This is a genomic window from Actinoplanes sp. NPDC049118 (assembly GCF_040648555.1).
GTDB lineage: Bacteria > Actinomycetota > Actinomycetes > Mycobacteriales > Micromonosporaceae > Actinoplanes.
Window position 1 is genome coordinate 13,578 of record NZ_JBEZDY010000048.1, and the last position, 24,872, is coordinate 38,449.

Sequence of the window (24,872 nt, forward strand, 5' to 3'; positions counted from 1 at the left end):
GGGAAGAGCGCGGCGAGGTCCCGCTTCGGGAAGAGCGCGGCGAGGTCCCGCTTCGGGAAGAGCCCGGCGGCGTCGACCTTCGGGAAGAGCCCGGCGGCGTCGACCTTCGGGAAGAGCCCGGCGAGGTCCCGCTTCGGGAAGAGGGTGACGGCGTCGACCTTCATCTCTGAGAACAGCGTGGCCGTGTCGGTCATTCTGGGAGCTTCCTCCGATCGATCGGCACTGCCGTGGCTGGACTCCCACCAAAGAATAGCTCGGTTGAACTACATGGCTGTTGTTCACGGGCGCGAGACTGGCGACCGGCGGCGAGAGGGCGAGTCGAGGCTTCGGCAGGCTTCGACGTCGGTCAGGTGGCGGGTGCGCCGGTCCGGCGTGCAGCGCCGATGCGGTTTCGCTGGGCCTCAAGACGTTCCTTCATGGCTTGGCGGCGGCCCACCCAACTGGGATCGAGGTACGGAACCGCCGCAATACCCCCATGGAAAGATCTGTTTTTTAGCTGAAAACAATGGTGCCAAGTTCCCCAATGCAAATGCAAATCGATTCCTGTGTAGAAGTACCGCGGGTCGTCCAACAGGCGGACTGCGCGCTCCGGACTGACTAGCAATTCCGTATAGGTGTCATCGTGTCGCGCCGCGTCGTCGATCACCTCTTGGCGATCGGAGATCACTCTAAGCGCAGGATAATATTCATTTACCATCACGGCTCCACCGAGAATGGGGACCGGTATCGGTTCCACCTCGCTGAACTTCAGGAATGAGCTGTACTTCTGGTGCTTCACCCTGCTGTACGTCTGGCCGTACTTCACACACACCGGGACGAACCCGAGTTTGGATTTGAACGTCTGACTCCATGCGTCCTCGCACATACAGCTCATATAACCGAGGAGGCCCTGACCTCGTATTCGCGCCCATCGCGCGCGCTCCAGCGCTGCCCCGATGCCGCGACCCCGAAAAGCGCTATCTACCACCAAACCGACGATCTGGGCATAACGGCCCCGTATGTCGAATGCAGCGTGGCCCACAACTCTGCCATTGTGCATGGCCACGAACCTGACACGGTCAACTCTGGTCAGTCCAGCGTCATGTGGATAGTCGGAATATGTTCGGTCAAACAGGTCGATCACCTGCTGCTGGAGCAACGGCGCAAACGGTTGCCCTTCGCTGAACTCGTGCAATCGAATATAGCGTCCAGCCTCGGATTCGGAGGATAAGGCAGAATCCTCTCCCGCATCCTCACCCGCCATTACATCCCCCAAGCGGTCTGCCAAACTATGCAAGACCAGTGTATTCGGAGGTTCAGGAACGTGATGGGCCTCCACCGCTTAAAGCCGCTAACGCGACCTTTCCCGTCTAGTCAGTGCCAGCAGATCAGAGAGGCCAGCGAGGCTGACGAGGCAGTCGTGGATGTCGAGGCGTCGTCTCCGGCGCACGGAGAGCCGTTGGAGCCCGATGGAAGCAGGGCGGACGGTCTACTCGACGAGCAACCTGGCCAGCTTCCTTGAACTAGGAGGAGGTGCATGGTCTCAGTTGTGGTCTCATTCGCTGCCGTCCGACAGTGTCCAAGGGCGTCCGCGATGCACGCGCCGTCGCAGGTCACGTACGGTGCCGATCACCGCCGAACCACCGGCAGCAGACTTGGAAAGCGTGTGGGCGGGGGTTCATCGAACTAGACGCTCGGTGGCGGGAGCGCCCTGCGATTGACGGGGTGCGCGCCATTGCTGCCCACATACTGCCCAACGCGCTGCGGGTTCCGAGTGTCTGTGCTGGTCACAGCCTTATAGTGCCCGGTCTTGAAAACCGGTGAGGCGTTCCGCGTCTCCGTGGGTTCGAATCCCACGCCCTCCGCTCCCAAGGTGCAAAAAGGCCCAGCTGAACTGCGGATACGCAGAAAAGCGGGCCTTCGACGTGACTTCGGTTCAGTTAGGGCCTCTCGACATCGGCGCCGATGGGCGCGATGCCGTGGCGGCGGAGGCGAGGCTTCTTGGCAGCGTGAATGTGAAGCAGGAGCCGCCGGCGGGGTCGTCGGTGGCTGTGATGGTGCCGCCGTGCCGTTCCACGATGCGTCTGCAGATCGCCAGCCCGAGCCCGGTGCCCAGATAGCCGCTATCGGCGTGCGCCCGGTGGAAGTTGCCGAAGATCGCTTCATGCTGGCCTTCGGGAATGCCGATGCCGTTGTCCGCGATACGCACGGTGACCATGGCTTCGTCCTGCGTGGCGGTGATCCGCAGCGCAGGGACCACGCCTGGCGCGGTGTATTTGATGGCGTTGCCGACCAGGTTGTCGAGCAGCTGCCGGACCAGCACCGGGTCCGCCTGGACCGAGGGCAGCTCGCCGACGGTGAAGTGCGGCTCCGGTTTGCCGGATGCCACCGCCGCGTCCGCGCGGGCGCGGGCGATGTCGGCGATCACCTCGGCCATTTCCACCTCGGCCGGGGCGACCATCGCCTCTCGTACCGTCGCGTAGGACAGCAGGCCGTCGATCAGGCCGCGCATCCGCGCGGAGGCCTCGGCCAGGCGGGCCAGGTCGGCGCGGGCCTGGACCAGATCGGGATGGTCCGGTACGCCCTCCAGCGAGTCCCGCGTCGCGATCGTCCACCCGTCCACGCAGGCGAGCGGGTTGAGCAGGTCGTGGGCCACCACGCCGGCGAAGTTGGTCAGCTCGTCGCGGTGCCGGCGTTCGGCGGTCACGTCGTGGAAGAGCACGACCGTGCTGACCGTGCCGTCTGGGTGCGGCAGCGCGGTGGCGGTCACCCGGACCACCCGGCTGTCCGACGCACCCTGGTTGTGGATCAGCACGTCGACCCCGGGGCCGTCCTCGCCGGCGAGCGCCTGCAGGTAGGCCAGCTCGCCCTCGGCGTACCGGGTGCCGTCGACGTGGTGAAGGCCGGACCAGTCGGTGCCGAGGATGTCGTCCCGGCCGGCGCGCCCGACGAAGAGGTCGGTGACGGCGGGGTTGCGCAACGTCACCCGGCAGTCCGGGCCGATCACCGCGAGGCCGTCGCCCATCGAGTCGATGATCGCGGCGAGCAGGTCGGCGTGGTGGGTGATCTCCGCCTTCTGCGCGGCCAGTTCGACCTGCCGGGCGGCCAGCTCGGCCTTCTCCTGGGCCAGGGCGCTCAGCAGCGTACGTCGTTCGTCCCGGCCCAGCGACAGGGACAGCCCGACCACGGCGACCAGGACGGCGAAGAGCTGCACGACGGCCCCGCGCAGGACCACGTCACTGATCAGGGCGAAGGGGCCGAAACCGGCCAGGGTCAACCACAACGCGACGACCCAGGCCACCGAGTTGTGCAACAGCACCCACGGGGTGCTGAGTCGGGTGCCCACCAGGACGGTGAAGCCGAGCAGGGTGAACGACACCGGGAAGCGGCCCTCGGACGCGAACACCGCCAGGTATCCGGCGACGCTGAGGGCGCCGATTCCGGCGATCTCGGCGATCCGCCAGGGCGAGGCGGGGCTGCGGTCGCGCCACCAATCGGCGATCGAGCGGCCCTCGGCCCGGAGCCGGGTGAGCGCGGCGCCCGCGCAGATTCCGGCGGATCCGATGATCAGGATGCTGGCGATGTGCCGGGCCACCGACATGGCCGAGTTGAGGACCGGGAACCCGTCGGTGAGAAGTCCCTGGCCCAGCAGGTTGACGGCCTTGCCGGCGACGGTCGCCGCGAGGCCGGCGCCGAGCAGGATCCACAGGTCCCGCGGGGAGCGCAGTGGCGCGTTGCCGCCCGCGCCCCAAAGGTGCGGGCCCCATCGGTGAAACAGCCAGAGGAAGACCGTGAACTGAATCAGGCCGGCGAGGCCGGTGATGACAGCGCTCGCCGCGGTGGCCCCGGTCAGCCAGTCCACCCCGCCCAGGATCAGGACGAGGAGCAGCATGTCAAGGCGGCGGGTGGGCGCCCGCCGGTGCGCGCAGAACCAGACAACGGCGACGCCTGTGGCCGGCCAGACCAGGTTGATCCCTTGGCCCAGCCAGAAGCTTCGGCCCAGGTAGCACGCGCCGGCGTAGGCGAGGGCGAACAACATGGTCCGGGCCAGGGACAGCCCATAACCAGTTGTCACCGCTACCCCCCGCTCGACAGTCTTCCTCCCCTTATCGGCCGATTTTCACCGGCGCTGAGACGGGCGGCTTGAGTTGCGACGTGGTCGGCGTCGCCGGCCGCCGTGACGGGCTGAGAGCCGGCCCAGGCCGGGCGACCGGCTGCTATAGACTCCCGTCGCGGTGATATGGGGGGATGTCTTGGGTTCCACACTCCGGTACACCGGATTCGTCACCGCGGCCGCACTGGCCGCCTCATTCATCACACCACCCGCCTTCGCCGCCGGTTCGGTGCCGAAGGTCTACGCGCGCACCGCGCAGCACTGGGTCGGTGGCGTCACGCCGGTGACCTTCCGGCCGGCGCCCGGCGAGGACATGTCCGCCGTCACCAGCCTGACGCTGTTCGCCGACGGCAATGAGGTCGGCACGGACACCGCCGCGCCCTGGGGCATCGACTGGGACACCACGGGCCTCGACGGCACGGTGCTCCTGAGTACCCTGGCCACCACGGCCCGCGGCTCGCAGATGACAGACGGATACCACGTCACGGTCGACAACAAACCGCCGACCGGACTCACCGTTCGCTTCCCACGGAAGAGCGGTTACATCGGCCAGGGCGGCGAACTCGTCGTCGACGCGGCCGACAACATCTACGTCATCGGCTCCGAGTTGATCGTCGGCGACGCGGTGGTCTCGTCGAAGGACCTCGTCGGCGGCGGCAACCTCGACCTGCCCTGGGACGTCAGGGTTCCGAACGGCAAGACCGCCATGACGGTCCGCGTACGGGACCAGGCGGGCAACGTGACGGCGCTGACCAGGACGGTCACCGTCGACAACGACCGGCCGGTGATCACCGGCAGCACCACCGCGGGCAGCGCGGTCCGGGGCAGCTTCAAGGTCACTCTCAGCGGTTACAAGGACGCCAGCCCGTTCGTCGCCTTCGAGGCCTCATTGGACACCGCGAGCCACCTCCGCTCGTACGTCCAGGAGAACTCGCGCACGGTCACCATCAACAGCCGGGAGGTGCCGGACGGGAGGTACACGCTCGGCTGGCACGGCATCGACGCGGCCGGCAACGTGGGGGTCTTGAGGCGGTCCCTCATCTTGGACAACAAGGTGCCCACGGTGTCGATCACCAAGGCGCCGAAGAACAAGGCGAAGGTCGGGAAGAAGTTCACGGTCGCGGCCAAGGCGAGCGACACGTACGGGATCGCCAAGGTGCAGTTGCTGGTCAACGGCAAGGTCGTGAAGACCGACACCACGGCTGGCTACTCGTTCACGGTGAACCCCAAGAAGTACGGCAAGAAGTTCACCGTGCGGGTCCGGGCGTACGACAAGGCCGGCAACGTCAGGTACAGCTCCACCCGAACCTACAAGCGTTAGTTCTGCTTGCCCTCCGGATCGTCGTTCCGGCAAGCTGGTCGGTATGGGCGAGGTGCTTCCGATGCCGACCGTCGGCGACATCTTCGACGACGTACGCGGTGACGACCGCACGATGCGGGTGAGCTACCACCAGGACCGCGGGGTCGTCGTCGTGTCGCTGTGGGCGGGCACGGTGTGCCGGGGCTCCTTCCGCCTGGCCACCGACGACGTCGGCAGGCTGGCCGCGTTCCTCTCCGGCATCGCGACGCCGGCCGACGCCGGAACCCAGGCGGGTGTCGAGGCGAATGCGGCGGTTTCTCAGCCGCCGGCGCCGTCTCCCGAGCAGACCGGCGACGTGAGCAGGAGCGCGCTGCCGACGGTGTCGGTGCCCCGGGTCGCCTGACCGCCCGGTGGGTCACCGCCGTAGGAGAGCGGGGTCGCTGCAGCGGGACGCGCTACCCCGTTGGGTCGTCGGTGCGGCCCGCGGTGCCGGCTCGCGGGCCGGTTAGCACCGCCGCGATCAGGAGCGCGAAGCCGACGACGGAGCCTGTAGCGAACCACCAGTGCAGCCTGTTGCTGAGGGCGGTGAGGCGTAGCACCTCTTCGTCGGCGTTCGCGTGGCCGAACAGATTCACGCTGAGGAAGTGGTGTAGCCAGATCAGGGATCCGCCGTAGACCGCGGCCAGAACGCCGAACGCCGCGAAGGCCAGCCATGCCGCGCGGCCGAGCCGGTGCCGGAAGACGCAGGCCAGCACCAGGCCGACCAGGCTGATGCACAATGCGGGCACGAGCTGGAGATATGTCATGAGGGCCGCCCCGCTCGCGGCTTGCGGCCGACGAAGACGGCGGCCGTCACGCACGCCAGGCCGACCAGATAGAGGATCTTAAAAGCGAGGTCGAGTGGTCCGTTCAGGAAGTGGTAGATCTCCATTCCCGCCGACTGCCGAGGTTCGGACTCGGACGTCATCTCCACCAGCTCATCCCAGAGCGACAGTGTCCACAGACCCCAGCCGATCCGGCCCAGGCCGGCCAGGGCGAGCAGCGCGAAACCGCCGATGGCGACGCGGGCGCCGGCGCCGAGTCGGCGTCGCAGGGCGATCGTGACCAGCAGACCGACGACGAACACGAGCGCCACCGGGACCCGCGGCCACATCAGTCGTGCGGCCTCGCTCCAGAACACCGCACTCATCAGGCCCCCGGTCGTCAGGGCGATCACTATAGCTTGACCTAAACAGTGGTTGAGGTTTTAGCGTCGGGTTCGTCATCGCATCGACCGAGGAGGACCCTTGTCCGCAGAGCCGCTCCGTGTGGCAGTAATCGTCGCAAGCACCCGGGAGGGGCGGTTCGGGCCGACCGTCGCCGCCTGGTTCTCCGGCGTGGCGCGCGGCCGCACCGACCTGGCTGTCGAGATCGTCGACCTGGCCGACGAGGACACCGTCACCAAGCAGCTCGGGGTCGCCGACGCCTTCGTCGTCGTCACCCCCGAGTACAACCACAGCTACCCCGCGCCGCTCAAGGCCGTGATCGACGCCCACCGCGACGAATGGCTCGCCAAGCCGGTCGGTTTCGTCTCGTACGGCGGGTTGTCCGGCGGCCTGCGCGCGGTCGAGCATCTGCGGCAGGTCTTCGCCGAGCTGCACGCGGTCACCGTCCGCGACACCGTCAGCTTCCACGGCGGGCGGCAGTGCTTCGGTGCCGACGGCCTGCCCACCGATCCGTCCGACTGCGGGGCCGCCGCGCAGCGTCTGCTCGGTCAGGTGGCCTGGTGGGGGCAGACGCTGCGCGACGCCCGCGAGACCCGTCCCTACACCAGGGCGTGAGGGGGAGTCTCCGGGTACTACAGGCGGGCGGTGTTCACGGACTCGCCGAGGAGCACCGCCCCCGCCGTCTCCAGCACGTCGGTGTTGACCATCGCGTGCTGCGTCGCCACGTGCACGTCCCGGAAGTGGCGTTGCAGGGGGCTCGCCGCGTACACGGCGCTGCCGCCCGCCGCCTGATAGACCAGGTCCACGGCGCGGGCGGCGTTCCGGGTCGCGGTGAGCACGGCCAGCCGCAGCCGGGCCCGGCGTTCCGCGTCCGTCCCGGTCGCGGCGACCTCTCCCCTCAGGTACGCGAGCCCGGCGGCCCGCAGGGACTCGGCCTCGGCGACGGCGGCGCGTACGGACGGCTTGGCCGCGATCGTCTCGCCGGTGACCGGGTTGAGTTTGCCGCGGGCCAGCTCCGCGAAGTCGGCGATCGCCGCGCGGGCGATTCCCAGCGATACGGCCCCGATGCCGAGCGCCAGCATGGCGAGCGGCGGAAACCGGTACAGCGGGCCGGGCTGCACCGGGGGCGAGGCCAGCGAGAAGACGCGCGCGTCCGGCACGAACACGTCGACCGCCTCGATGTCGTGGCTGCCGGTGCCGCGCAGCCCGGAGACGTCCCAGGTGTCGTGGATCTTCAGGTCGCCGGGGGCCATGACCGCCAGCCGTGCGTACGGCGGATTCGTGCCGTCGGTGACCAGTACGCCGCCGACGAGCCAGGTGGCCTGCCGGCAGGCGCTCGCGAACGGCCACCGGCCGGTGATCCGCTGACCGCCGTCCACCGGCACCGCCCGGCCCATCGGCGCGGCCACGCCGGCGATCAGGAACCGCGGGTCCGCGAGCAGTACGGCGGCGGTGTCCCCCGGCAGATGGCCCAGCGCGATGCCGGTGGCGGCGCCGATCATCGCGCACCAGCCGACGGACCCGTCGGCCCGGCCCAGTTCCTCGCAGACCTCGACCAGGTCTGCCGGCTCCGCCTCGAGGCCGCCGGCGGCGCGCGGCGCGGTCAGCCGGAAGACGCCCAGCTCGCAGAGCCGGTCGATCAGGTGCGCCGGCACCTCCCGGTCCTGTTCGATCCGCGGCGCCAGGGCCCGGATCTCCGGAGTGAGCCGGCGAATGTCATCGAGCAGTGTCAGCGGCATGGCGCCGAGTATCTCGCGTCACCGCGGCCCACGTACGTTTGCCATCATGGATGAATCATGAGGAGCCGGCTGCGGGTCATCGCCCAGGAGACCGTCGCGATCGTCGAGCGGGGCTGGTATCACGGCCCTCAGGGCGGCGAGGTGCGTGTCGACATCGGACACGCGGTCGCCGGGACCCGCCTCTATCTGCCCGGGCACGACCTGCCCGAGAGCGGCGAGGGCGGGCCCGGCGTACGGATCGAGGTCACCGGCGAGTCCACGCTGGCGGCCGCGCGGCGGCTGGGCGGGGACGTCGCCGCGCTGAACTTCGCCTCGGCGCGCAGCCCGGGCGGCGGCTTCCTCAACGGGGCGCAGGCACAGGAGGAGAGCCTGGCCCGCAGCTCGGGGCTGTACCCGTGCCTGCGCGCGGCCGACGACTTCTACGTCCATCACCGGGCGCAGACCGAGCTCACCTACACCGATCGGGTGATCTATTCACCGCGCGTACCGGTGTTCCGTGACGACGAGGGTGCGCTGCTCACGGAGGCGTACCCGGTGACGTTTCTGACCTCGGCCGCCCCGAACCTGAGGGAGATCCGGCGCAGCCAGCCCCACCTGGCCGCGGAGGTTCCGGCGATTCTGCGCCGCCGGGCGGCGCGGGTGCTCGCGGTCGCCGCCGCGCACGGGCATCGGCGGCTGGTGCTCGGCGCGTGGGGCTGCGGGGTCTTCGCCAACGACCCGGCGACGGTGGCCGAGGCGTTCGCGGCGGCGCTGGCCCGGCAGCCGATGGACGAGGTCGTGTTCGCGATCCTCGGCCCCAACCGGGCCGAGTTCGCGGCCGTTCTCGCGGGGCGGCAGCCCGGCGGCTAGCCGTCCGCCATCCCCCGCAGGAACGAACGCTCTGCCTCGTTGGCGGTCAACTCCGCGGCACGGTCATACGCCGCGCGAGCCTCGTCCTCCCGCTCGAGCCGCCGCAACAGGTCCGCTCGGACCGCGTGGAACAGGTAGTAGCGCTCCAGTTCGAGCCGTTCCACCACCGCCAGCGCGACGCGCGGACCCACCACCTCGGCCATCGCCACCGCTCGGTTCAAGGCCACCACGGGCGTGGGCGCGACCAGCATCAGTTGGTCGTAGAGCTGCAGGATCGCCGGCCAGTCGGTGGTCGTCACGTCCCGCGCGGCGCTGTGCACCGCGTTGATCGCCGCCTGTAGCTGATGCGGTCCGGGACGGCCCCGCCGCACGCAGCCGCGCACCAGTTCCTGCCCCTCCGCGATCATCGCCGCGTCCCAGAGCGAACGGTCCTGGTCCCGTAGCCGGATCATGGCACCGTCCACATTGGTTCTCGCGGCCCGGCGGGCCCCGATGAGCAGCAGCAACGCGAGCAGGCCGCGCACCTCCGGCTCGTCGGGCAGCAGCGCCTCGAGCATCCGGGCCAACCGCATCGCCTCGGCGCACAGGTCATCGCGGACCAGCGCCGCGCCTGAACTAGCCGCGTAACCCTCATTGAAGATCAGGTAGACCACCGCCAGGACCGGTCGCAGCCGGTCCGGGAGTTCGGCGCGCCCGGGGACCCGGTACGGGATACCGGCGTCACGGATCTTGCCCTTCGCGCGGACGATGCGCTGCGCCATGGTCGCCTCCGGCACCAGGAACGCGCGGGCGATCTCCGGCGTGGTGAGGCCGCCGAGCAGGCGCAGCGTGAGCGCGACCCGCGCCGCCTCGCCGAGCGCGGGGTGACAGCAGGTGAAGATCAGCCGTAGCCGGTCGACCTCCTCCTCCACCGGTTCCGCGGGAAACAACATCGCCGCCTGCGCCTCCTTCGGCCCGCGGGCCGACTCGCGGCGCAACCGGTCGATCGCCCGGTTCCGGGCGGTCGTGATGATCCAGCCGGCCGGGCTCGCCGGTGTTCCGTCGGCGGGCCACTTCTCGCTCGCCACCCCGAACGCCTCCTGCACGGCTTCCTCGGCCAGGTCGAGGTCACCGAGGATCCGGGTCAGCACGGCGACCGCGCGGCCGTATTCGGCCCGGAATACCTCGCTCAGCCCTGTAATGGCCGCACCTCGATCGGCAGGGTGATCGCCGCCGCCAATCGCCGCGCCCACTTCAGGGCGGCGTCCAGATCCGGCGCCGCGATTACCGTGAAGCCGCCCAGATGCTCTTTGCTCTCGACGAACGGACCGTCGGTCAGCAGCACCTCGCCTTCGGCGACCCGGACGACGGTGGCGCTACTCGGCGGGCACAGCCCGGCGGAGAACACGAACGCGCCGGTGTCCACGAGTTCCTGGTTCAGGGCGGCAAGATCACGCATGATCGGTTCGAGTCGTTCCGGCGGGGGTGGCGGCCCGTCGGGTTGAAAGATGCTGAGCAGGTACGTCTTCAAGGTGACTCCTTTCGAGGAATGCTCACTTGTCATACGAACGGGTCGCGCTTGGATCTACATCGCCCGGAGCAATTTTCCCTGTTCCGTGCAACGGCACCGCAAATGTGTGTTGGCATGATCGACGGAATTACCATAATTGCCTGGGCTCCCATTGTCGCCGCTCAACGGCTGACAACCGGCACGGTGGCACCATGGGCCGTACCGAATTGGGATTCGCGCGAGTGCCCCGGGCCGAACTCGGAGGCTTCGCTGTCCCGTCCGTCTACCCGCCGCGTCCTCGCAGCCAGTGCCCTCGCGCTCGCCGTGAGCTCGCCGGCGCTCGAAAACGTCGAGTTCACGGTCAAGATCGCGACCCCGGTCACGACGCCTGCCGTGCCCGCACAGCAACAGCGCATGGATCAGCGCGCGATGCAAAGGGTCTCGCGCTCCGTGGCGCACCGGTCCGCTATCAGGCCGGTGGGCCTCGCGCTGCGCTCGGCGCAGCGCTCGACGTGGGAATCGGCGAAGATCACGGCGGTGTCGCGGAAGTCCCAGGCGCGCCGGGCCGGTGCGCACCGCCGGGACGTCACCCGGCGTGCGGTGGCCGCCCGGCAGACCGACAGGCCGGTCGCCGACCGGACCCGGGCGGAGAAGCCGCGTCACACCGGCCATCGCCGCGGCAAGGGTGGCCGGCACTACGGCTCCGGCAAGGGCTGGGTGCGGATGACCTCCGTTATCGAGTACGCCCGCTCGCAGCTCGGTAAGAACTATCGGCGCGGCGGAGACGGCCCGAATTCGTTCGACTGTTCCGGATTCACCAAGCGGGCGTATGCCCGTGTCGGCCTGCGCCTGCCGCATTCATCGGGCGGTCAGGCGGCCCGTGCCCGCAGCATTTCCCGGAAGGCCGCGCGTCCGGGGGACCTTGTCGTGGGTCCGGGTCACGTGGGGATCTACATGGGTGGCGGAATGATGATCGATGCCGGCAACCCGCGTACCGGTGTCGTTTATCGCCGGCTTTACGGCGGGCTGCACATCGAACGCTTCTGAAAACCGGTTAACGGACGGCGGTCGCGGGCGCGAGAATCGCTCGCATGATCACCGAATATTGGCCACTTTTCGGGCTCAGACTGCGCACGGAGCGACTCGAACTACGCGTTCCGGACCTGGACGACCTGGCGGGTCTCGCCGCGGTCGCCGCCGCGGGGGTGCACGCGCCGGACCGGCAGCCGTTCGTGGTGCCGTGGACCGACGGGACCCCGCTGGAGCGGGCCCGCAGCACGCTGCAGTGGCATTGGAGCATCTGGGGCCGGTGGTCGCCCCAGGACTGGTCGCTGCAGTTCGTCGCCGTCGCGGACGGGCAGGTGATCGGCACCCAGGCGCTCGACGCCAAGGACTTCGCCGGACTGAGGCAGGTCGGGTCGGGCTCGTGGCTCGGCCGGGAGCACCACGGCAGGGGATACGGCACCGAGATGCGGGCCGCGGTGCTGGACCTGGCCTTCACCGGGCTGGGCGCCGAGTGGGCCACCTCGGAGGCGTTCGCGGACAACGACGCCTCGTACGGGGTCTCGCGGCGGCTCGGCTACTGCGACGACGGAACCGCCCGGCATCTGGTCCGTGGCGAGCCGGTCGTCGGCCGCCGGCTGCGGCTGGACCGGGCGGGCTGGGCGGCCGCCCGCACGATCGACGTGCGGATCGAGGGCCTCGAACCCTGCCTGCCGATGTTCGGCCTCCAGCCCTCTTCCGGGTGACATCCCGCGGCCGGGCCCACACAGCAGTCGGCACCCGTCCCAGCGGGCGGGTGCCGACTTGCTGGACGCCTCACGGCGACCGATCGCGACCGAGCGCGGGGATCTCCTGCCCTTCGTACCCGGTCGGATGTCTGACATAACAATTGCCCATCCCCGGCCGGAGTACGCGCACCACCTGTGCGTTTCTGAACTTCCGGCGTCCGGCCGGGCAACCGGGGCGAAAGATGTGCGACATGTCACCCGGTTACGCTCGGAGTTCTAGGGAAGACCCGCAGTAGGCGCCAACCGGCGCCGGCATTACCTGGAAGGACTACCGAGCATGAGCCTGGAGCGAGCCGAAGCGCCGGATCCCTACGACATCCTGCCGCCGGTCCCGGCCTTCACGGTGACGAGCGCGGACCTGACCGATGGCCGGCCGCTCGACGAGCTGTACGCACACACCAGCGTCGGCGGGAAGAACCTCTCACCGCAGCTGTCGTGGTCCGGCTTCCCGGTCGAGACCCGCGGCTTCGTGGTGACCTGCTTCGACCCGGACGCGCCGACGGGCAGCGGCTTCTGGCACTGGGTCGCGGTCAACCTGCCGGCCTCGGTGACCGAGCTCGCCCGCGGTGTCGACCCGCTGCCGGACGGGGCGTTCACCGTCCGTAACGACTACGGCGACACCGGCTACGGGGGTGCCGCCCCGCCGCCCGGTGACCGCCCGCACCGCTACGTCTTCGCCGTGCACGCCCTCGACGTCGACCGCCTCGAGGTGGGCGCGGACGCCACGCCCGCGTACGTCGGTTTCAACCTGGCGTTCCACACGCTGGCCCGGGCGACCGTCCGCCCGACGTACCAGGTCAAGGCCTGAGCCCCGGACACGACGAAGCCCGCCGGACGACGATCCGGCGGGCTTTCGTCAGTTGACCCCCAGGGTCAGCCGGGGACCTTCGCGACCACGAAGACCGACTGGCCGAACGGCGGCTTCACGATGCTCTCGGCGAACTTGGTGACCGGCAGCACGACGCTGTCGTAGACCTTGACCATGGGGCCCTCCTTCGGGGCCAGCTTGAAGATGCTCGTCGCGCCGTAGTAGCCGATGAGGCCCAGCGCGTTCGCGTAGTGCAGCTTCTCGATGGTCAGGCCGGCCTCGGTCATGGCGGCACGCATCGTCTTCTTGGTGTAGCGGCGGATGTGGCCGGTCGCGATGTCGACCTGGCTCATCGCGAACATGAACGCCGGCACGATCAGGATGATCCGGCCGCCGGGGCGGACGAGCTCAGCCATGCTGCGGAGGGCTCCGACGTGATCCTCGATGTGCTCGAGGACGTTGTAGGAGACCGCCGCGCTGTACTCACCATCGGCATCGGCGGCGGGCAGCAGCATCTGCCGCACGTCGATGTTGGCGTGGTCGGCGAGGCGCTCCTTGAGCAGCACCAGCCGGTCAGGGTCCGCCTCGGTCGCGGTGAAGCGGGGCACTCGCTCCGCCCACTCGAGCGCATAGTCGCCCAGACCACTCCCGATCTCGATCGGGTTGTCGCCCAGGTACGGGAGCGCGAGCTCCACGAACCAACGACGGTGGTTCACGGCCGTGGCGAGGCCTTCGAGCACTTCGGACTGGATCCGCTGGTCTCCAGTGATGTCTGCCATAAGTAAGGTTCCCTCGTCTTGCCGATCCGAGCTGACAGCGGGACCGGAAGAGTTAACCATCCACCGCGCGCAACCGAAAGTTGAGCAGGGGGTGGCCGCTCATTATTAGCCTGATTGAGACATTGGCCCTGTGGGTACCCACGGGCGATACCCATCATGCACGGGTGCCGCCATCGACCGCTAATACAGGCCTAGATATCGGCTCGATCACGCCTGCCCCGCCCGTCACAACACTGTTACCAACCTCGGTTAGGCTCGCCGATGCTATGACGATTACGGGTATTGACTCGACAGGCCAGTCGGCCGGCGGGAACGTTCTGCCGCCCAACCGCGAGGCCGACGCCGACGACCTGGACGCGGAGCTGCTAGCCCTGGAAACAGAGGTCGCGACCGCGCCCATCTCGGTCATACCCGCAGTTGACGCCGCTGCGGACAGTGAGCCGGAGGCTGCGCCCCGCCCCCGCTGGTGGCGCTCTCTCACCAGGCGAGATCTTCTCGCTATAACGACCTTCATTGCGGTAGCGATCTTCATCACGGTGCCGTTGTGGCTCAATGTTGATCATGAGTTGCGCGATGATCCACAAGATCAGGCATTCTTTGAGTGGATGTTGGCTCACGGTGCACGTGTGCTCACGGATGGCGTTTATCCGTTCTTCTCGGATCGCATGAATTACCCCGATGGGGTGAACATGATGGCCAACACCTCGGTGCTGGCCGTTTCGCTGCCGATGACGCCGATCACTGTGCTGTTCGGGCCGCATGTGGCGTTCAACGCGTTTCTTACTCTCGCGTTGGCAGTAACCGGCATCTCGTGGTATTTAGTGCTGTCGCGCCAGTTCGTGAGCTCGCGGCTCGCCGCCTGGGTCGGGGCGCTGTTCGCCACGTTCGCGCCGAGCATGATCTCGCACGCCGGCGGCCACCCGAACATCGTCTCCCAGTTCCTGGTCCCGCTGATCATCTGGCGCACGCTCGCACTGCGCACGCCGGGCCGCGCGGTCCGCAACGGGCTGATCCTCGCCGGGCTGCTGGTCTGGCAGGCGTTCATCAACCTCGAGATCCTCTTCATGACCGCGGTCGGCCTCGGCATCTTCTGCGCGGTCATGTCGATCTCCCGGCGCAAGGGCAGGCCCGCCGAGATCGCCACGTTCCTGCGCGGGCTGGGCGTGACGGCGGCCGTGACGCTGGCGGTGCTGGCGTACCCCCTCTGCGTGCAGTTCTTCGGGCCGCAGAGCTACCACGGGCTGCCCGAGTTCGTCCGGTACTTCGGCGCCGACCTGGGCTCCTTCACCGCGTACGCGCAGCGCTCGGTGGCCGGGAACAGCATCACCGCGGGCCGCCTCGCCCAGAACGCCGCCGAGGAGAACGCGTTCTTCGGCTGGGGTCTCGTCATCCTCTTCGTCGGCCTGGTCGCCTGGATGCGCCGCAGCGTCGCCGTGGTGACGCTCGCCGGCGTCGCGCTGCTCTTCGGCGCGATGTCGCTCGGCCCGCGCATCCGGCTCAACGGCGTCGACACCGGGGTGCCCGGCCTCTGGTCGCTGCTGCACAGCGTCCCGGTCCTGAACTCCGCGGTGCCGACCCGCTGGGCGCTGGCGATCGCGCCGATCGTCGGCATCATCCTGGCGCTCGGCTGCCAGCGCGCCTCGGACCTGATGAAGGCCCAGCCCTCCGCCCGCGGTCCGGTTCGGGTCGCGATGATCACGGCGGTCGCGATGGCACTCGTGCCGCTCGCGCCGACCCCGTTGCGTACCACCCCGATGGACCCGGTCCCCGACTTCGTGACCTCGGGCGCCTGGCGGCAGTACGTGGACGACGACCACACGCTGGTCGCGCTCCCGCTGCCCGACAGCTCGTACCCGGACCCGATGCGCTGGAGCGCGTACACGGGCCAGGACATGCGGATCGCGAGCGCGTATGCGCTGCTGCCGAACCAGAACCCGCTGGACCCGACCGACCGCTCGGCGCTGTTCGCGCCGCCGTGGCGGCCGACGAGCGGGCTGATGGCGTCGATCAAGCAGGGCAACCCGATCCCGGAGATCACCGAGACCCGGCGCGAGATGACCCTGGCCGACCTCCGCTACTGGAAGGCCGCCGTGGTCGTGCTGACCCCGCAGGTCCGGGACATCGAAATGCTGCGCGCGATGACCGACCTGGTGGGCTTCCAGCCGACCTGGACGGGCGGCGCCTGGATCTGGGACGTCCGCAACCTCGTGGACGCGAACAAGGCCGCCCCGTAGCGAAACCCGGGGCGGGGCGCGGCGCTCAGGCCGCGCTGATGCAGCAGCCCGCGCACACCTTGGGCTTCGGCAGGGTGAAAGCCAGGCAGCAGGTCTTGCGCTGCACGTCCAGCTTTCCGGCCCGGCCCGGCACCAGCTCGATCAGGTCGTCGACGCCGAGAACGCCGAGAAGTGTGGCGATGGTCTCCTCCGACGGCCCGGGCAGCACGTCCGCCGAGCGCAGCACCGCGTAGGCCACCCCTGAGGCGAGTGAGCCGAGCAGCGTCCGCTTGCCAAGCCGCACCTTGGCGTGGATCGCATCGAGCAGCGGCGTCAGGTGCTCGTCCAGCAGCGACCGGCGCAGCTCCTCGAGCAGGGCGGCCTCGTCGGCGACGACCCGCACCTGGGCGAGGCCGCTCAGCGCCAGCGGATCGGACGGCAGCAGCGCCACCGTGATGTCCCGGCGCAGGCCCAGCGTGACCAGCGGCCGCGGGTCGGCGAAGTGCATCAGCACGTCCTCGCCGGTCAGCAGCGGCACCCGCCGGGCCGAGGCCCAGCCGAGCACGGCCGGGAGCGCCAGCCAGTAGGTGTAGGCCTTCCACGCCAGCGCCGCCGCGGCGTGCGGCTGGGCCTGCCAGCGCCGCCGCGACGAGTCGAGCAGCGTTTCGAGGCCGGCGCCCGCGAGGTGTGCGGCCGGCATCCAGCCGGCCGGGTCCTCGACCAGCAGGTCCGGTGCGAGGCCGGGCAGCTCCGTGCTCGTGCCGAACATGGCACGCAGCGTCGCCGTCACCGGAGCGAGCGTCCGGTCGGCGTCGGTGGGGTGACCCGCGAGGGCGCGATCCAGGGCGGTGGTCACCGGCGGCCGTCGTTCCGGCCGGGGCGCAGCGGCTTCTGCTGCCGGATCACCACTGTCACCTCGTCACGCGTCGTCGGTCTTCGGGACGGTCCACCGTACCTTGTTAAGGCTAACCTAACCACGCGGCCAAATTGCCGGTTTGCTCGCCCTCAGACAGGTGCTTTTGGGGGTAAATACCCCCAGCGACGGTGACCTGACCGAGCGTTGCGGCGTTGCCGGTTTCGTCAAGGTATCTGTCGGCAACGCGCTACTAGCCCCTTGCGGACACCTGAAGACTGGACACTGAAATTCCTGTCGCAAAGGGGACATCCGTGATGACCACCTCGCCAGTCGAGAGGGCTGCCGATCACTTCGTGTCGGCACTCTCGCAGTGGCGGGTCGAGCGCGGGATGACGAAGAAGCAGCTCGCCGCGCGCATGGGGTTCGATCCTTCCTACGTCAGTCACGTCGAGGGGCGAAGGCACAAGCCGACCGAGGACTTCGCGAGGCGCGCGGAGGCGGTCCTGGCCGCCGGCGGGGTGATCTGGCGCCGCTTCCAGGAGTACGACGAACTGCGGCACGCCCGCGGCCCCGTCCTGCACCGGTCCCCGCCCGTGCCGACGCAGTGGGTGCCGCCCGGCACCGGCCTCATCGTCGAGCAGGAGATCGCCGAGCTCACGTACACGAATCATGCGTACCGGTGTGTGATCCGCCGGGCGCTGTACAACGCGGGCGTCGAGCCGGTCACCCGATACCTCGTCAAGATCGCCGTCGACCGTTTCCCGCACGACCCGGCGGGCTCCAACCGGCACCACCGGCAGCACCCGCTGAGCTTCGAGGAGATGGACCTGCGCGCGGTCGCCGGCGAGGGCGACGCGCCCGAGCGGATGCAGTGGCGGCTCAAGCTGGACCGGGACGCGGCCAAGGAGATCTGGCTGCTCTTCCAGAACGAGCACGGCCAGTTCCCCCTCTACCCCGGCGAACGGACCACGATCGAGTACGCCTACAGCGTCGGCGAGGAGAAGTGGGGGCAGTGGTTCCAGCGGGCCGTCCGCCTACCCACCCGCAACCTCACCGTGCGGCTCGACTTCCCGGCCGAGTTCGAGCCCCAGGTCTGGGGCGTCGAGACATCGCTGGCCGCCGAGGTCCCCGTCCGTACCCCGCTGGAACGCCACTACGACGCGCGCCGCGCGGTCTTCGAATGGTCGACCGAGGCGCCGCTGCTCAACGCCCGCTACCGCCTCGAATGGCGGTTCCGGGGGCAGGTCGCACCCACCAACCCGGACGAAGGAGTCCCCAAGCCCCAGAACAACGGCCACGAGCTGAGAGCGAGCCAGCGGATGCGCGGAATAGGCATCGTGCAGCGCGGTGCGGACCTGCTCCGCCAGCGCGCCCGGCACTTCCAGCTGCCCCGGGAGGAGGCCGCCTGCCGCGACGCGGTCGCCGGCCTCCGGACCGCCCTCGACCGGCTCGAGGGCCTGCACGACTTCAGCAAGGGCGTCGGGCTGGCCGCGCCGCAGATCGGCCTGGCGGTTGCCGCCGCCGTGGTACGCCCACCCGAGCGCGGCCAGGAGCCGGTGGTCCTGCTGAACCCGCGGATCGTCGACGAATCGAGCGAGACCGACGAGCAGTACGAGGGCTGTCTCTCGTTCTTCGACTACCGCGGCCTGGTCGTCCGGCCGTTGCGGGTCGACGTCGAGCACGCCCGCTTCGACGGCACCAGGGTGATCACCTCCTTCGAGCGGGCGATGGCCCGCCTGGTCAGCCACGAGATCGATCACCTGGAGGGCCGCCTGTACGTGGACCGGATGGCGCCGGGCACCAACCTCGTGCCCGTCGAGGAGTACCGCCAGGCCGGCCGCCCCTGGAGCTACTAGTCCGAGAAGCTGTCGTACTTGATCCGTACGGACGGGACCTGCAGCTCGGCCAGCGTCTTCAGGGTCCCCTTGACCATCGGCCCCGAGCCGGAGACGAAGAAGTCGTGCTCGTTCCACGGCCCGTAGCGGGCCACGACCTCGGAGATGTTGCCCTGCTCGCCGGGGAAGGTCGGGTCGTCGCTGCACGCGGTCACCACGGACAGCCAGGGGTAGCGGGCGGCGAGCCGGTTGAGCTCGGCCAGGTCGTACAGGTCGTCGCGGGTCCGCGCGCCGAAGAAGACGTGCACCCAGCGGGTCCGGTTGTAGCGGGTCAGCTCCTCGAGCAGGGACTTGATCGGGGCGAGGCCGGTGCCGCCCGCCACGAAGACCGCGTCCCGGGTCGAGCGGCGGTCCAGGTTCATCGAGCCCATCGGCGCGGCCAGCCTGATCATGTCGCCGACCTCGAGGCGGCGGACCAGGGCGCTGGAGACCCAGCCGGCGCCGACGGCCCGGACGTGGAACTCGAGCGTGTTGTCGCGGCGCGGTGCGTTCGCCGGCGAGTAGGTCCGCCAGAGCCGGGGCTGGAAGCGCGGGCACTCGATGCTGAGGTACTGGCCGGCGCGGTACTCGAGCGGATGCATCGGCATGACCGTGAAGACCGCGATGTCCTTGGCCCGGCGCTCGTGGGACATGACCTCCGCGTACCAGTACGGCGGGTTGGTGTCGGCCTCCGCGCCCGCGAGCATCTTGGCGGCGATGACCGCGTACGCGTCCGCCCACGCCTGGTCGTACTCGACGCCCCACTGCTCGCCCGCGAACTGCCGCATCGCCTCGATCAAAGCCCCTCCGACAACCTCGTAGTGGTCCGGTTCCACGTGGAACTTGCGGTGGTCTCGGCCGAGCCCACGCAGGTAGTCGTCGAACTTCTCCGGATCCTCAAGGGTCTGCACAGCGGTGACGATCGCGTTGAGCAACCGGGATCGCTGCACGTCCATGTGAACGGGGAAGAGGTCCCGCAGATCCGGGTGCGACAGGAAGATCCTCGCGTAGAAATAGCCGGCGACCTTGTCCTGATGCTCCTCGACGAGGCTCCAGCTTTCCTTGAGCAAACGCGCGAGGTCTCCCATGTCCATCAGCCTGGGCAGATCAGACGGTTACGCATCGCACGGAAAGTGCGATCCATGCCGCAAAATCGGAGGCCCTCGGCGCGTCGCTTGCCCCGATAGGTCCGAATGTGCCTAGTCGGTATCACTCGAACGACTGACACTTCTAGAGTGGGCGGGGTGACGGCAGCCCTCGATCGAGCCCCGGCAACCCGCTACCAGCTCCGCTGGGAGATAGCGATCGTGCTGCTGTTGTCGCTCGGTCATTCGGCCGTCTACGCGGTGGTGTCGCTCGTGGCGAAGCTGACCGCGGGTCCACCGCTCTCCGAGCAGGCGGCGGTGCTCAACCAGTCCCGGTCGCCGCGGATCTACCTCGACCTGACGTACCAGCTCCTGGGCATCTTCTTCGCGCTCGTACCGGTGCTGCTCGTGCTCTATCTACTGAGCCGCGACCGCCTGGACCCGGCCCGCACGCTCGGTATCGACTTCCGCAGGCCCGCCGGCGACGCCGGCTGGGGCGTCGCCCTCGCGGCGGCCATCGGGCTACCCGGCCTGCTTCTCGTGTACGTGGCGGCGCAGCTCGGGCTGAACGCGCAGATCGTGCCGGCCGCCCTGCAACCGGTCTGGTGGGCGGTGCCGGTGCTGATCCTCGCGGCGCTGGAGAACGCGATCCTCGAAGAGGTGATCGTGGTCGGCTACCTGGTGACCAGGCTCCGCGAGCTGGGCTGGCGGCTCGGCTACATCGTCGCCGCCAGCGCGGTCCTACGCGGCTCGTACCACCTTTACCAGGGGTTCGGCGCCTTCGTCGGCAACGCGGTGATGGGCGTGGTCTTCGCCCTCTTCTTCCTGCGCAAGGGCCGGGTCATGCCGCTGATCGTGGCGCACACCCTGCTCGACATCGTGGCCTTCGTCGGCTACACGCTGCTGCCGGACCGCTGGCTCACCTGGCTCTGACCCCGGTAGTAGGCGGTGGCGCGCGCGGCCATCGACCGGGCGGCGCCCTGGCTGCTCAGGGCGGCCGCGAGCAGGCTGGTGCCGGGGAAGTAGCGGTTGACCACCCGGATCGCGGCCCACCCGCCGGCCTGCACGGCGAGCAGCCGGCCCAGCCGGCGCGTCGTCTCGGTCAGCCCGATGCTCCCGTGGCCCTGCCCCTGCGCGGCGGCGAGCGCGGCCACCGCGTCCTCGCGGACGGGATGCACCCGGGTGAGCACGAGAAGGTCGGCGGCGCGGTCGGGGTCGGTCGGATCCAGGCCGTATGCCGCGGCGACGTGCAACGCCAGCTCGGCGTGCGTGAACGCGGCCGTACCCAGCAGGGCGACCGGTGCGTACGAGCCGGCGACGGCCGCGAAGATGCTGCCGACACTCCCGAACCGGGTGACCTGCTCGACCGCCAGCCGCGCGAGCCCGTCCGGGGTCGCGGCCGGGTAGGCGGCGCGGGTGCGGCGGGACCACTGCCGGGCGCGGGGGCCGATGGTCTGGGTGGCGGCGAGCGCGAGAAGCTCGGGTGAGTGACCGGGGTCGGCGATGATCGCCGCCCACGCCTCGACGCGGGCGGCGGACACGCTGTCCGTCGCGGATGCGGCGCGGCGCGGAAGGGTCGGATCAGCGGGGGCGGGCGTGGCCGCCGCCGTTTCCTCGTCGGGAACGGTGGTCAGGTCCGGCTTGACGATGGCCGGTGCGACCTCCGCGGCTGCCGCCCTTACCGTCGCGGCTGCCTTCTCCGCGGCCGTCCTGGACGGCGTGCCGGCGTCGTCGGGCGCGGGCGCCGGGGTCTTGGCGGCCGGGGCTGCCTTCGCCGCGGGCGCCGCGCCGGTCTTGGCGGCCTTTGCCGGCTGAGCCTTCTTCGCGGGCTGCGCCTTCCTCGGCTGTGCCTTCTCGGACGCCGGCTCGGCGGCCGGGGGCGTGGGTGCGGTCACCTCGACCCTCGACGGCGGGGTCTTGGCCGCCGGCTGCGTCCGCGGCTGAGCCTTGGCCGCCTTCTTGGCGGGCGGGTTCTGCGCCGGCGCCTCGGCGGCGGGTGCGGGTGCAGCCTTGGCCGGTCGGGCCGGTGCGGATCTGCTCGGCGCGGACTTGGCGGGCGGTGCGGCCTCCGGGGGCGTACCGGAAGGCTTCTTGCTCTCCGACGGTGGCCGGAAAGTCACGGCCGGGGGCGCCTTCGCGGGCTTGCTCTGGGGAGTTGGCTGGTCAGGCGTGCTGAACGCGGGGTTCGGCGTCCGCGGACGGCGCTGCGTCGACTCATTCTCCTCCATGCCGTGGCAGCCTAGCCTGGTGTCGGCCGTTTCACCTGCTGGAAGAGGGTGCGGTCGGTCGATTCCTTCGAATTTCGGGCCACGGCACCGCTGAGGGGCAACCTCTTTGCCGGGCGCCGGGGCGGTCCGGTATCCTCAACCGTCGGTGGCTTGCGGGCCACCGGGGAGACTTCGCCTAGTCCGGTCTATGGCGCCGCACTGCTAATGCGGTTGGGGTTTTAACGCCCCTCCCGGGTTCGAATCCCGGAGTCTCCGCTCTCGTTGAACTCGCGCTAATTCGGCCATGACCTGCGGCAACGCGGATCGTGGCCGTTTTGCTTTCCCGCGGTTCGCGCGCGTCCCCCGGCCGATCCCGCGCAGCTCCTGCCGCGCGAGGCGACGGCGGCCGTCGGCACCCACGCCGTCACCGACCTCCCGCCGGGCATCGCCGGCCTGGTACCCGGCGTCGGCCCGACCGCGACCTCGGGCGCGCCGGACCGGCGGCCGCCGCCCACCGACGGGATCACCTCGCCGGCAGCACCAGGGAGGCCGCCCCCGCGCGGGCTTACCTTCTGCCCTCGTGGGGATGACCGCGTCCGCGGTGACGTCGCTGTCGCTGCGGCCCCCGCAACCTGAAGCGAGCGGTACCCGCCGACCGCGGTCTCGGCGCCGTGTCCACTCCAGAGGGTTGGTGGTTCCGGGAGGACGCGACCACCTTCGCGGAATGGCTCGCGGGGGTCCGCGGCGACCGATCCGGGCGTCGTGCGCGGCCGGGCGGTGCGTGAGCTCGTCGTCACCGAGGATGAGGTTCGAGTCCACACTAGACAGACGATTCCCACCCCGGTCGTATTGGGGTCAACGTACGAGCGTGTCTCACGTATGATCGCCACCGATCACCGCACCGCACGCTCATTACGGGGGGTTCTGCATGTTCGTGTTCCATCGCAAGGCGTTGACGGGTATCAGCTTCACCGCTGTCGCCGTCGCCTCCACCGCCCTGTTCGCGATGCCCGCGCAGGCGGCGTCGGCGGGCCTGGCGAAGGTGGTCGGCTCCTCCACCGTGCAGTTCAACGCCTTGGTGGGCAAGAGCAACGGCCTGACAATCACCATCTCCGGCCGCACGGTCACCCTGAACGACAAGGTGGCCATCAAGGCCGGCAAGGGATGCAAGGCCGTCAAGGGCGACAAGACGAAGGTCAAGTGCACGACGTCGAAGAAGACGACGAAGATCAGCGCTGCGCTCGGCGACAAGAACGACTGGATCAAGAACAACACATCCGTGTACCTGATCACCGACGGTGGCTCGGGTAACGACAACCTGACCGGTGGCTCCGCCGGCGACCAGCTGCAGGGTGGCTCTGGCAACGACAACCTGTACGGCAAGGGCGGCAACGACACGATCTTCGGTGGCTCCGGCACCGACGCCATCTACGGCAGCACCGGCAACGACCGCGTCGACGCGGGCACCGGCGCGGACAAGGCCTACGGCGACTCCGGAAACGACGAGCTGCGCGGCGGCACCGGCAACGACCGGCTCGTCGGCGGCACCGGCAACGACACGATCCGCGGCGGCGCCGACACCGACACCGCCTGGGGCGAGGCCGGTAACGACTCGATCTACGGCGAGGCCGGCAACGACACCCTCAACGGCGGCGCGGGCATCGACCAGGTCACGGGCGACGCGGGCAACGACACGATCTACGGCGAGGCGGGCGACGACATCCTCGTCGGCGGCGCCGGCAACGACCGGATCATCGCGGCGGCCGGCAACGACATCGCCGTCGGCGAGGCCGGCGACGACACGATCTACGGCGACGCCGGCGAGGACATCGTCCTCGGCGCGGCGGGCAACGACCTGATCGGCGGCGGCGACGCCGACGACATCCTGTTCGGCCAGGCCGGCAACGACCGGGTCTACGGCGACGCGGGCGACGACAGCCTCGTCGGCGAGGACCTCCTCGAGACCGGCGAGCAGGTCGGCAGCGACACGGCTCTCGACAGCCTCGACGGCGGCAGCAACCTCGCCGTCGGTGACTTCTGCCTCGTGATGGCGGCGGGCACCACGGTGAACTGTGAGATCCCCGCCGCCTCCGGCGCGGCCCGCAGCTCGGCCCTGACCCCGGCCGCGGCCGCGGACGCGGCCAAGGCCGCGGCGCTGGCGAAGGTTCGGGCGACCACCGCAGCGGCGTCGGCCAAGTAACAGCGCACGACTGAACGGTTCCTGTCGAGCGGGAGCGTACCGACCATCGGTGCGCTCCCGCTTTTCGTCGCCTCGGATCGGGCGGTCCGGTGGGCCCGTCGGCGCCGGGTCGCGCCCTCGCGACCCGGGCCTGGTGCATCCGCCGGTGCAGGGCAGCAGCAGGTAGAACATGGCGATACAGCTAAGGGATGCCTCGCGGATCACGGCGGCCTGCGCCGGGCCCGCTTCCGCCTCGCGGCGCGGGACCTGGACCTCGGCTCGGCGACGCCGTGATCCGCGAGACACCCCTTAGGGCGCGTCTCATTTGGTGATCTTCTGGAGTCGGCGGTAGCTGAGCAGGGCGCAGGCGATGTCGACGAAGCCTTGGAAGTGTTCGGCTTTGCGG

Annotated in this window: 23 protein-coding genes and 2 tRNA genes; 13 read left to right on the forward strand and 12 right to left on the reverse strand. The window is 69.7% G+C overall.

Features of this window, described 5'->3' with window-relative positions:
* Together AB0B58_RS40890 and AB0B58_RS40895 are read right to left on the reverse strand one after the other, a co-directional pair.
* The coding region (locus AB0B58_RS40890) for a hypothetical protein (RefSeq protein ID WP_360236281.1) at positions 1-194 on the reverse strand (194 nt) is incomplete at its 3' end.
* 152 nt (positions 195-346) lie between these two features.
* Complete coding sequence (locus AB0B58_RS40895) at positions 347-1,243, reverse strand: GNAT family N-acetyltransferase (RefSeq protein WP_360236284.1); 897 nt, start codon at positions 1,241-1,243, stop codon at positions 347-349.
* A 499-nt stretch (positions 1,244-1,742) separates the two neighbouring features.
* Here AB0B58_RS40895 and AB0B58_RS40900 point away from each other — a divergent pair.
* Positions 1,743-1,846, forward strand: a tRNA-OTHER gene (locus tag AB0B58_RS40900).
* Between the two features lie 69 nt (positions 1,847-1,915).
* On the opposite strand, the gene AB0B58_RS40905 is transcribed toward AB0B58_RS40900, so the two are convergent.
* On the reverse strand, positions 1,916-4,054 hold the full coding sequence (locus AB0B58_RS40905; RefSeq protein ID WP_360236287.1) for an ATP-binding protein: 2,139 nt from the start codon (positions 4,052-4,054) through the stop codon (positions 1,916-1,918).
* A gap of 178 nt (positions 4,055-4,232) precedes the next feature.
* Between AB0B58_RS40905 and AB0B58_RS40910 the strand changes: the two genes are divergently transcribed.
* Positions 4,233-5,414 (forward strand): Ig-like domain-containing protein, encoded by a 1,182-nt coding sequence (locus AB0B58_RS40910; RefSeq protein ID WP_360236290.1) that lies wholly within the window; start codon positions 4,233-4,235, stop codon positions 5,412-5,414.
* A gap of 43 nt (positions 5,415-5,457) precedes the next feature.
* Entirely contained in the window at positions 5,458-5,796 is a 339-nt protein-coding gene (locus AB0B58_RS40915) for a hypothetical protein (protein ID WP_360236293.1), read from the forward strand.
* A gap of 52 nt (positions 5,797-5,848) precedes the next feature.
* Here the strand turns inward: AB0B58_RS40915 and AB0B58_RS40920 are convergent, their stop codons facing one another.
* Positions 5,849-6,199 (reverse strand): hypothetical protein, encoded by a 351-nt coding sequence (locus AB0B58_RS40920; RefSeq protein ID WP_360236296.1) that lies wholly within the window; start codon positions 6,197-6,199, stop codon positions 5,849-5,851.
* Positions 6,196-6,609, reverse strand: a complete 414-nt coding sequence (locus AB0B58_RS40925) for a hypothetical protein (RefSeq protein WP_360236299.1) — start codon at positions 6,607-6,609, stop codon at positions 6,196-6,198. Before AB0B58_RS40925 ends, AB0B58_RS40920 begins: the two co-directional genes overlap by 4 nt.
* Positions 6,610-6,679: 70 nt before the next feature.
* On the opposite strand from AB0B58_RS40925, the gene AB0B58_RS40930 reads away from it, so the two are divergent.
* Positions 6,680-7,213, forward strand: coding sequence for an NAD(P)H-dependent oxidoreductase (locus AB0B58_RS40930; protein WP_360236302.1), 534 nt, complete (start codon positions 6,680-6,682; stop codon positions 7,211-7,213).
* A 17-nt stretch (positions 7,214-7,230) separates the two neighbouring features.
* Here AB0B58_RS40930 and AB0B58_RS40935 read toward each other — a convergent pair whose 3' ends face one another.
* Entirely contained in the window at positions 7,231-8,337 is a 1,107-nt protein-coding gene (locus tag AB0B58_RS40935; RefSeq protein ID WP_360236305.1) for an acyl-CoA dehydrogenase family protein, read from the reverse strand.
* Positions 8,338-8,394: 57 nt separating this feature from the next.
* Here AB0B58_RS40935 and AB0B58_RS40940 point away from each other — a divergent pair, with 57 nt between their 5' ends.
* Positions 8,395-9,186, forward strand: coding sequence for a TIGR02452 family protein (locus AB0B58_RS40940; protein WP_360236308.1), 792 nt, complete (start codon positions 8,395-8,397; stop codon positions 9,184-9,186).
* On the opposite strand, the gene AB0B58_RS40945 is transcribed toward AB0B58_RS40940, so the two are convergent.
* The gene (locus AB0B58_RS40945; protein ID WP_360236353.1) at positions 9,183-10,367 is read right to left on the reverse strand and encodes a sigma-70 family RNA polymerase sigma factor; all 1,185 of its coding nucleotides are present in this window, start codon (positions 10,365-10,367) and stop codon (positions 9,183-9,185) included. The two genes, AB0B58_RS40940 and AB0B58_RS40945, sit on opposite strands and share 4 nt — an antisense overlap.
* A complete protein-coding gene (locus AB0B58_RS40950; RefSeq protein ID WP_360236311.1) occupies positions 10,355-10,696 on the reverse strand; it encodes a YciI family protein in 342 nt (113 codons plus the stop codon). The genes AB0B58_RS40945 and AB0B58_RS40950 overlap by 13 nt, the downstream gene beginning before the upstream one ends.
* Positions 10,697-10,810: 114 nt before the next feature.
* Between AB0B58_RS40950 and AB0B58_RS40955 the strand changes: the two genes are divergently transcribed.
* The 3 genes from AB0B58_RS40955 to AB0B58_RS40965 all read left to right on the forward strand — a co-directional run bounded on the left by AB0B58_RS40955 (position 10,811) and on the right by AB0B58_RS40965 (position 13,273).
* Entirely contained in the window at positions 10,811-11,722 is a 912-nt protein-coding gene (locus AB0B58_RS40955; protein ID WP_360236314.1) for an NlpC/P60 family protein, read from the forward strand.
* A 44-nt stretch (positions 11,723-11,766) separates the two neighbouring features.
* A complete protein-coding gene (locus AB0B58_RS40960; protein WP_360236317.1) occupies positions 11,767-12,423 on the forward strand; it encodes a GNAT family protein in 657 nt (218 codons plus the stop codon).
* 319 nt (positions 12,424-12,742) lie between these two features.
* On the forward strand, positions 12,743-13,273 hold the full coding sequence (locus AB0B58_RS40965; RefSeq protein ID WP_360236321.1) for a YbhB/YbcL family Raf kinase inhibitor-like protein: 531 nt from the start codon (positions 12,743-12,745) through the stop codon (positions 13,271-13,273).
* Between the two features lie 65 nt (positions 13,274-13,338).
* Here AB0B58_RS40965 and AB0B58_RS40970 read toward each other — a convergent pair whose 3' ends face one another.
* Positions 13,339-14,052 (reverse strand): class I SAM-dependent methyltransferase, encoded by a 714-nt coding sequence (locus tag AB0B58_RS40970; protein ID WP_360236324.1) that lies wholly within the window; start codon positions 14,050-14,052, stop codon positions 13,339-13,341.
* Between the two features lie 266 nt (positions 14,053-14,318).
* Here AB0B58_RS40970 and AB0B58_RS40975 point away from each other — a divergent pair, with 266 nt between their 5' ends.
* Entirely contained in the window at positions 14,319-16,286 is a 1,968-nt protein-coding gene (locus tag AB0B58_RS40975) for a hypothetical protein (protein WP_360236327.1), read from the forward strand.
* 25 nt (positions 16,287-16,311) lie between these two features.
* Here the strand turns inward: AB0B58_RS40975 and AB0B58_RS40980 are convergent, their stop codons facing one another.
* On the reverse strand, positions 16,312-17,034 hold the full coding sequence (locus AB0B58_RS40980) for an IucA/IucC family C-terminal-domain containing protein (protein ID WP_360236356.1): 723 nt from the start codon (positions 17,032-17,034) through the stop codon (positions 16,312-16,314).
* Between the two features lie 401 nt (positions 17,035-17,435).
* Here AB0B58_RS40980 and AB0B58_RS40985 point away from each other — a divergent pair, with 401 nt between their 5' ends.
* A complete protein-coding gene (locus AB0B58_RS40985) occupies positions 17,436-18,977 on the forward strand; it encodes a peptide deformylase (protein ID WP_360236331.1) in 1,542 nt (513 codons plus the stop codon).
* Here the strand turns inward: AB0B58_RS40985 and AB0B58_RS40990 are convergent.
* Complete coding sequence (locus AB0B58_RS40990) at positions 18,974-20,083, reverse strand: globin domain-containing protein (protein WP_360236334.1); 1,110 nt, start codon at positions 20,081-20,083, stop codon at positions 18,974-18,976. The genes AB0B58_RS40985 and AB0B58_RS40990 overlap by 4 nt on opposite strands.
* 156 nt (positions 20,084-20,239) lie before the next feature.
* Here AB0B58_RS40990 and AB0B58_RS40995 point away from each other — a divergent pair, with 156 nt between their 5' ends.
* Positions 20,240-21,013, forward strand: coding sequence for a type II CAAX endopeptidase family protein (locus AB0B58_RS40995; protein ID WP_360236337.1), 774 nt, complete (start codon positions 20,240-20,242; stop codon positions 21,011-21,013).
* On the opposite strand, the gene AB0B58_RS41000 is transcribed toward AB0B58_RS40995, so the two are convergent.
* Positions 20,974-22,200 carry a hypothetical protein gene (locus tag AB0B58_RS41000; RefSeq protein WP_360236341.1) on the reverse strand — a complete coding sequence of 409 codons (1,227 nt, stop codon included), beginning with the start codon at positions 22,198-22,200 and terminating at the stop codon, positions 20,974-20,976. The two genes, AB0B58_RS40995 and AB0B58_RS41000, sit on opposite strands and share 40 nt — an antisense overlap.
* A 272-nt stretch (positions 22,201-22,472) precedes the next feature.
* Between AB0B58_RS41000 and AB0B58_RS41005 the strand changes: the two genes are divergently transcribed.
* Positions 22,473-22,563: transfer RNA gene (locus tag AB0B58_RS41005), tRNA-Ser, on the forward strand.
* Between the two features lie 652 nt (positions 22,564-23,215).
* A complete protein-coding gene (locus tag AB0B58_RS41010; protein ID WP_360236344.1) occupies positions 23,216-24,487 on the forward strand; it encodes a calcium-binding protein in 1,272 nt (423 codons plus the stop codon).
* Positions 24,488-24,872: the final 385 nt, after the last annotated feature.

Excerpts from the sequence above, each read along its gene's own strand:
- AB0B58_RS40920 (WP_360236296.1), bottom strand. The coding sequence starts at position 6,199 with ATGACATATCTCCAGCTCGTGCCCGCATTGTGCATCAGCCTGGTCGGC.
- AB0B58_RS40895 (WP_360236284.1), bottom strand. The coding sequence starts at position 1,243 with ATGGCGGGTGAGGATGCGGGAGAGGATTCTGCCTTATCCTCCGAATCC.
- AB0B58_RS40960 (WP_360236317.1), top strand. The coding sequence starts at position 11,767 with ATGATCACCGAATATTGGCCACTTTTCGGGCTCAGACTGCGCACGGAG.
- AB0B58_RS40940 (WP_360236308.1), top strand. The coding sequence starts at position 8,395 with ATGAGGAGCCGGCTGCGGGTCATCGCCCAGGAGACCGTCGCGATCGTC.
- AB0B58_RS40915 (WP_360236293.1), top strand. The coding sequence starts at position 5,458 with ATGGGCGAGGTGCTTCCGATGCCGACCGTCGGCGACATCTTCGACGAC.
- AB0B58_RS40975 (WP_360236327.1), top strand. The coding sequence starts at position 14,319 with ATGACGATTACGGGTATTGACTCGACAGGCCAGTCGGCCGGCGGGAAC.
- AB0B58_RS41010 (WP_360236344.1), top strand. The coding sequence starts at position 23,216 with ATGTTCGTGTTCCATCGCAAGGCGTTGACGGGTATCAGCTTCACCGCT.
- AB0B58_RS40990 (WP_360236334.1), bottom strand. The coding sequence starts at position 20,083 with ATGGGAGACCTCGCGCGTTTGCTCAAGGAAAGCTGGAGCCTCGTCGAG.
- AB0B58_RS40985 (WP_360236331.1), top strand. The coding sequence starts at position 17,436 with ATGACCACCTCGCCAGTCGAGAGGGCTGCCGATCACTTCGTGTCGGCA.
- AB0B58_RS40935 (WP_360236305.1), bottom strand. The coding sequence starts at position 8,337 with ATGCCGCTGACACTGCTCGATGACATTCGCCGGCTCACTCCGGAGATC.
- AB0B58_RS40980 (WP_360236356.1), bottom strand. The coding sequence starts at position 17,034 with ATGTTCGGCACGAGCACGGAGCTGCCCGGCCTCGCACCGGACCTGCTG.
- AB0B58_RS40955 (WP_360236314.1), top strand. The coding sequence starts at position 10,811 with ATGATCGACGGAATTACCATAATTGCCTGGGCTCCCATTGTCGCCGCT.
- AB0B58_RS40970 (WP_360236324.1), bottom strand. The coding sequence starts at position 14,052 with ATGGCAGACATCACTGGAGACCAGCGGATCCAGTCCGAAGTGCTCGAA.
- AB0B58_RS40965 (WP_360236321.1), top strand. The coding sequence starts at position 12,743 with ATGAGCCTGGAGCGAGCCGAAGCGCCGGATCCCTACGACATCCTGCCG.